The following is a 1371-nucleotide window of genomic DNA, read 5'->3' on the forward strand; positions in this document are numbered from 1 at the left end:
GCCCTGGCCCCGGCCTGACGCCATGCCCCGCCCCGCCTCCCCCGCGGCCCCGGAAACCCGCCTGCCGGACGGTCCCGCCCCCGCCGCGCCAGGGCCCGCCCCGTCCCCTCCGCCCGGGCCGCGCCTGCCCGAGCTGCACCTGGTGGCCGCCGCCCGGCCGAACCTGCCCAAGATCGCCGCCCTCTGGCACGCGCTGCGGGAGAATCCGATGGGCGCACGGCCGGTGATCCTGCACACCGGCCAGCACCACGACGCCGCCATGTTCGGCGACCATCTGGCCGATCTCGGCCTGCCGGCGCCGGACGTCTCCCTTGGCATCGCCGGGGGCAGCCATGCCGAGCTGACCGGCCGCACCCTGATGGCCTGCGCCGCGTTCTGGGAAACGCGCCGCCCCGCCCTGGTGGTGGTGCCCGGCGACGTGGACGGCGCCCTGGCCGCCGCGCTGGCGGCGCGCAAGCTGGGTATCCCCGTGGCGCATCTGGAGGCTGGGCTGCGCTGCGGCGAGCGCGACATGCCGGAGGAGATCAACCGCCGCGCCATCGATGCGGTGAGCGACCTCCTCTGGGCCCCCGACCAGGAAACGGCCGCCCGCCTCCTGGCCGAGGGACATTCCCCCCGGACGGTCCGGGCGGTGGGCAATGCGATGGTGGACAGCCTCCTCCGCGCCCTGCCCGCCGCCCGTCGGCTGCCGCTGCCCGGGGGGCTGCGGCCCGGCGGCTACGGGCTGCTCACCCTGCACCGCCCGGCCAATGTGGACAGCCCCGCCGCGCTGGCCGCGCTGCTGCGCGCCGCCGGCGAGGCCGCGCGCCGCCTGCCCCTTGTCTGGCCGCTGCATCCACGCACGGCGGCACGGCTGGCCGCCCTTGGGGCCGCCCTCGGGGACGCGCAGGGGTTGACGCTTCCCCCCGGCATCCTGCGCCTGCCGCCCCTGCGCTACGGCGCCTTCCTGTCGCTGATGGCGCGGGCCCGGCTGGTCGCCACCGACAGCGGCGGCTTGCAGGAGGAGGCGGCGGCGCTGGACCTGCCCTGCCTGACCCTGCGCCCTTCCACCGAGCGGCCGGTGACGCTGCTGTCCGGTGCCAACCGGCTGGTCCGGCCGGAGGATCTGCCCGGGGCGGTGGAGGAGGTCCTCCAGGGCCGCTGGCCCGCCGCCCGGCCGATCCCTCTCTGGGACGGGCAGGCCGGGGCGCGGATGGTCGCACATCTGCGCGAAGCCCTGCCCGGCCTGGGCGCTTCCTTGGGGATGGCTCCGGGGGTGGCGGCGTGAACGCCCTCGCCCCCTCGCCCCTCCGCGCCGGCGCCAGGGCATCGGCGCCCCTCGTGGTGATGCTGTCCGCCGCCCATCCGCCGGAGGATGTGCGCGTCGTCGGC

1 protein-coding gene is annotated in these 1371 nt (G+C 77.9%); it reads left to right on the forward strand.

Annotated elements, in window-relative coordinates; genetic code table 11:
* Positions 1 to 1267: non-hydrolyzing UDP-N-acetylglucosamine 2-epimerase (wecB, locus tag ROTAS13_RS24490; protein WP_371329368.1), on the forward strand; the 1267-nt coding region annotated here is incomplete at its 5' end.
* Positions 1268 to 1371 lie beyond the last annotated feature (104 nt).

It is taken from the genome of Roseomonas sp. TAS13 (genome assembly GCF_001950415.1).
Taxonomy (GTDB): Bacteria; Pseudomonadota; Alphaproteobacteria; order Acetobacterales; family Acetobacteraceae; genus Roseomonas; species Roseomonas mucosa.